Raw genomic sequence first — 4,180 nt, forward strand, 5'->3', positions numbered from 1 at the left:
GTGCAGATATCAGCGTACATCGCATCGTCGACAATGACCTTGAGCAAATCGGGTTCGGGGAAATAGCGATAATCGGCCGCTTCTTCTTTGCCGCGCATAGAACGGGTTTCCTGTTTCACCTGATCGAACAAACGGGTCTCTTGGACGATCTCGCTCTCATACGTACCGTCTTCCCACGCCTCTTTCTGACGTGCGACTTCGAGTTCGATAGCACGCTGGATAAAGCGGAAGCTGTTGATGTTTTTGATCTCGACACGGGTATAGAGTTTCTCATCCCCCCTCGGGCGTATGGAGACGTTAACGTCGACACGAAACGATCCCTCTTGCATATTGGCATCCGAGATGTCGATGTAGCGAACGATCGAGTGGAGCTTTTTGAGATATAAAATCGCCTCTTCAGCAGAGCGCATATCAGGCTCGGAGACGATCTCAAGGAGCGGTGTCCCCGCACGGTTCAAGTCGACTTTGGAAATCGGACCATCGTGGATGTTTTTCCCCGCATCGGCTTCGAGATGGGCACGGTTGATACGGATTGTTTTATGGCTTCCGTCTTCAAAATCGATCACGAGATGACCGTGTTCGACGATCGGCGTGTAAAGCTGTGTGATTTGGTACGCGCTTGGGCTGTCGGGATAAAAATAGCTTTTACGGTCGAAAAAGCTGGTGCGGTTGATCGTCGCACCGACCGCCGTTCCGAACATCCCCGCTTTGCGAAGCGCCTCTTTGTTCAACACCGGCAACGCCCCCGGAAGCGCTAAACACGTCGGACAGGTATTCGTGTTTTGTTCGTGGTTAAAGCTGGTAGGACATGAACAAAAAAGTTTAGATTCTGTATTGAGTTGGACGTGAACTTCCAAACCGATAATGGTTTCAAACATGTGAAAAATCCCTTGGTTTATATAAAATAGCGGATGGAGGCGAACCCATAAACCCCGCACTCTTCGACCGCTTTGATCTGCTCCTCGGTCGTAATTCCGCCGAGCGCAAAAATAGGTATCTCTATTTTAGCCACTATTTCTTTTAAATCCTCTAAACCCTTGGGTTCTCCCTTGTTGGGAGAGGGGAAAATCGGGCTGTAGGTGATGGCATCGGCACCTAGTTTTTGTGCTTCAAATGCTTCTTCATGAGTGTGGGTACTGATAATAACATAAAGACCCGAGCGTTTCGCGGCAGCGATATCGTTTTGCTGTGATGATGTCAGATGAACTCCATCCGCATCTAAAGTACTGGCGAGACGATAATCGCCATGAAGCAACACGCGAGGAATTTTATATTCCCGCGAGATCGTTATAAACGTCTGTGCCAAAGTCGGATAATCGGAGGTTTGTTTGTCTCTGAATACGGCAAATTCAGGCAGGTTGTGCGAATAGACGACATCTAGCGCCGATTCAAGGTTATCGGGCGTAGTGCCGTAGTAGGAGGGGTCAGTGATTAAATAGCTTTTCACATGCTTTCTGTCATTGTTTCATTTTTAACACTATCTCTAATCTCTTCAAGCAATGCCGTTTGTTTGAGCATGATTTCATGACGGTCGCGATACATCGACATCGTTTCCAATACGAGAATAAGAAAGATCGCCAGAAAAAGAAAGATGAAAGTAAACATCAGTGCCGGAACGATACCGAGAAAAACGAAAGATTGGAAGGTTACCCATGCGCCGACGATAACGAAGGCCCATGAGACACCGCCAAGGAAGCTTAAAAGTGCGTCGTACGTACTCCGCTTCATTCGGCAGTCTTAGTGTTCGTCGTGAAGAAGAACCGCACCGCCGAGGTAAACGTAGGTGAGCATCATGAAAATAAACGCTTGCAAGAATGCCATAAACGTCAACAACGCAAACGGAATAATCGGAAGCAACCATGGAGCCAGCATCAACAATACCATCAAGAACATATCGTCCCCTTTGACGTTACCGAACAACCGGAAGCTAAGAGAAATGATACGAGAGATATGTGAGACGATTTCGATCGGGAACATCAACCATGCCAACCACCATACAGGACCCATAAAGTGTTTGAAATAACTGATAAGACCGTTGCGGCGGATACCTTCGAAGTTATAATAGACGAAAACGACCAATGCCAAAGCAAGGGTAAAATCCAAGAACGCACTCGGTGCTTCAAAACCCGGAATAACACCGATAACGTTGGCAACACCGACGAAAAGACCGATAGTCGCAACCAACGGAAGGTAACGGCGAGCTTCCGCTTTACCCATAACGTCCGCACCCATAGCGAGTACACCGCCGAGGTATGCTTCCATAACATTTTGTGTTCCCGTCGGAACCAATCGAAGATTCGATGTCGCCATTTTCGCGATCACAAGAACAACTGCCGCAGTCAACAGCATGTGCGTGAGGAAAATGAACGCGTGTTCGTGGCTAACAAGGCCAAAGAAGGTAAACAACTCACCCATAAGATGTGTTCCTTTGCATAGAAAATTAGTGGGATTTTACCTTTATTGAGATTAAATTCCTATAAACCCAGAATACACATCCCCCTCTTTACGCCTATTATATGATCATGGAGCCCTTTTTTTAAGCAATTAAACAGAGTGAACCTTGCATCGATTGTGTAAATTTTTAACAAAAAAGGAAAAATAAGAGGGAATTGCCCCGAAAGGGGCGAAGATGGGGAGAAATTATTTTGGGCCGAATGTCGTAACGATATATTCCGCCATTTTTTCATCCGAAATTTTACCTTCACGCTCTTCAACTTTTTTCAAGTTCTTTTGCATGATCGAATGAGCCGATTTGCTGTCGAAATCTTTGTTTCTGAAATCTTTCAGCTTGGCGACAAGTTCTTCTTGAGTCATATGATTTAGAGGCGGGCCGTAGATATTTCCTTTTTCCTGAGAGGCTTCACCGTGTTCGGCTGCTTCTTGGGCAGATACCCCAGGCTGTTCTTTCAGCTTCGGTACTCCGTTTGCCTTGATACCGTGACAGTTGGCACAACGGTTTTTATAAATCATGCTGGGCGTTTCCAATGGTTTCGCATTACAAAAACCTGACATCAACAAAGATGCAAGACCAATTACAAATAAACCACGTTTTTTCATCTACGGCTCCTTATCTTATCGATTATACTTAATCATAGCACCTTAGATTTAAAAGATTTCTTATGTTTTATAAACTCAAACGGTTCAATTCCGTTTTGGCTAACGCAATGTCGTTTTGGATTGCTTCTCTGAGGGCATCAAGGGATTCAAACTTCTGATTCTTACGTATAAATTTGACAAAGCAGACCGATGCGGCCGAACAGGCTCCGATCTCTTCTCCTAAAATATGACTCTCAATCGCATAGCTCCCGTCCGTCGTAACACGATGTCCTACGAAAACGACGGAAGGGTGTAGATGCTCTTCCCCTTTGATTCGGGTTAATGCGGCATAGACCCCTTCGTAGGGGAGCAAATACCCTTTGCATTCGAGATTGATCGTCGCGACCAAATCCCGTTTTCCGATCCCCTGCCCTTTGACCACCGAGCCTTTGATCCGGTAATTATGACCTAAAAAACGGTTTGCACCCGCAATGTCCCCGATCTGTATTTTCGCACGAATCTTATGGGAATGGACCGAATCACCGTCAATCGAAACCTGATCGATAACAGAGACTTCGCCATCAAAAAATTCCCCCAAGTCGCTATGGGAATAACGGCGATTTTTTCCGAAATGAAAATCGTATCCGACGACAATCTTTTTCAAAAGGGGAAAGCGCTTTTTCAGCAAATCGATAAATTCTTTCCCTTCTAAATGGCGGATATCGTCGAGCGAATAGTAGACAATCGGGTAGTGGGTATAGTGCTCGCGTTCGCTTCCGGGAGTCAGATTGGCATATCCGGTCTCGATCACGACGATGGCTCCGTTTTCTCCCAAAGCCTCAAAAAGCCTTTGATGCCCCATATGCATCCCGTCAAATCCGCCGATGGCGATAGCATCAACCTTTGATAAAGCCATAGCAAAACTCCTGGTTTCCTTCTTTGCCGCTGATATGAGCCACCTCTTTGGCAACCATTTTCCACCCCAACAACGCACAGGTATCTTCGAACCGTATCATCGCTTTTCCGATTGCTTTGTCGTCTTTGACCACCCCGTTTTTATCCCGTTTGACCTCGCGCCCTACCTGAAACTGCGGTTTAGATCGGAAGAGCACACGTCTGAACTCCAGTCACATTCCTTTATCTC

The 4,180-nt window shown here is 46.2% G+C and carries 6 protein-coding genes; all 6 read right to left on the minus strand.

Annotation, left to right across the window (positions count from 1 at the left end):
• Nucleotides 1-878: Asp-tRNA(Asn)/Glu-tRNA(Gln) amidotransferase subunit GatB (gene gatB / locus Q0389_RS05840; RefSeq protein WP_298692632.1), on the minus strand; the 878-nt coding region annotated here is incomplete at its 3' end.
• Nucleotides 879-895: 17 nt separating this feature from the next.
• Complete coding sequence (locus tag Q0389_RS05845; protein WP_298692635.1) at nucleotides 896-1,447, minus strand: thiamine phosphate synthase; 552 nt, start codon at nucleotides 1,445-1,447, stop codon at nucleotides 896-898.
• Complete coding sequence (locus Q0389_RS05850; protein ID WP_298692638.1) at nucleotides 1,444-1,728, minus strand: hypothetical protein; 285 nt, start codon at nucleotides 1,726-1,728, stop codon at nucleotides 1,444-1,446. The genes Q0389_RS05845 and Q0389_RS05850 overlap by 4 nt, the downstream gene beginning before the upstream one ends.
• 9 nt (nucleotides 1,729-1,737) lie before the next feature.
• A complete protein-coding gene (locus Q0389_RS05855) occupies nucleotides 1,738-2,415 on the minus strand; it encodes a F0F1 ATP synthase subunit A (RefSeq protein ID WP_298692640.1) in 678 nt (225 codons plus the stop codon).
• Between the two features lie 225 nt (nucleotides 2,416-2,640).
• A complete protein-coding gene (locus tag Q0389_RS05860) occupies nucleotides 2,641-3,057 on the minus strand; it encodes a c-type cytochrome (RefSeq protein WP_298692641.1) in 417 nt (138 codons plus the stop codon).
• 67 nt (nucleotides 3,058-3,124) lie between these two features.
• Entirely contained in the window at nucleotides 3,125-3,952 is an 828-nt protein-coding gene (locus tag Q0389_RS05865) for a bifunctional riboflavin kinase/FAD synthetase (RefSeq protein WP_298692643.1), read from the minus strand.
• Between the last annotated feature and the right edge of the window lie 228 nt (nucleotides 3,953-4,180).

This window comes from uncultured Sulfuricurvum sp., from assembly GCF_937936435.1.
Taxonomy (GTDB): Bacteria; Campylobacterota; Campylobacteria; order Campylobacterales; family Sulfurimonadaceae; genus Sulfuricurvum.

Excerpts from the sequence above, each read along its gene's own strand:
- Q0389_RS05850 (WP_298692638.1), bottom strand. The coding sequence starts at position 1,728 with ATGAAGCGGAGTACGTACGACGCACTTTTAAGCTTCCTTGGCGGTGTC.
- Q0389_RS05855 (WP_298692640.1), bottom strand. The coding sequence starts at position 2,415 with ATGGGTGAGTTGTTTACCTTCTTTGGCCTTGTTAGCCACGAACACGCG.
- Q0389_RS05860 (WP_298692641.1), bottom strand. The coding sequence starts at position 3,057 with ATGAAAAAACGTGGTTTATTTGTAATTGGTCTTGCATCTTTGTTGATG.
- Q0389_RS05865 (WP_298692643.1), bottom strand. The coding sequence starts at position 3,952 with ATGGCTTTATCAAAGGTTGATGCTATCGCCATCGGCGGATTTGACGGG.